This window comes from Mesorhizobium sp. CU3 (assembly GCF_006442965.1).
In the GTDB taxonomy this organism is placed as follows: Bacteria; Pseudomonadota; Alphaproteobacteria; order Rhizobiales; family Rhizobiaceae; genus Mesorhizobium.
Genome location: NZ_VFWX01000066.1, coordinates 1 through 253, shown reverse-complemented (window position 1 = coordinate 253; position 253 = coordinate 1). Strand labels below are relative to the sequence as shown.

General features: G+C 68.0%; 1 protein-coding gene. It reads right to left on the bottom strand.

Annotated features, from left to right (window positions below; all coding sequences use genetic code 11):
- Window positions 1–253 (bottom strand): autotransporter-associated beta strand repeat-containing protein (locus tag FJ988_RS30635; protein WP_181183734.1); only part of this gene is annotated, 253 nt, incomplete at both ends.

Genomic DNA, 253 nt, shown 5'->3' with positions numbered 1-253 from the left:
CTGGTGGTGTTACCGGCCAAGGTCCCGCCACTGACGGTGGTGCCGCCGGTGTAAGTATTGGCGCCCGTCAGCACCAGGGTACCGGCATCCAGCTTGTTGATGCCGCCCGTGCCCACCAGCGGCGCATCGATCTGCGTGGTCACGCCAGCGTTGACCCGTGCTGCGGCCAAGCTGCCGTCCGGCGCATTGGTCGGGCTCAGGCTGCCGCCTGCACTGGCCACCAGCGAGTAGCCCGGATCGAGGAACTGCAGAC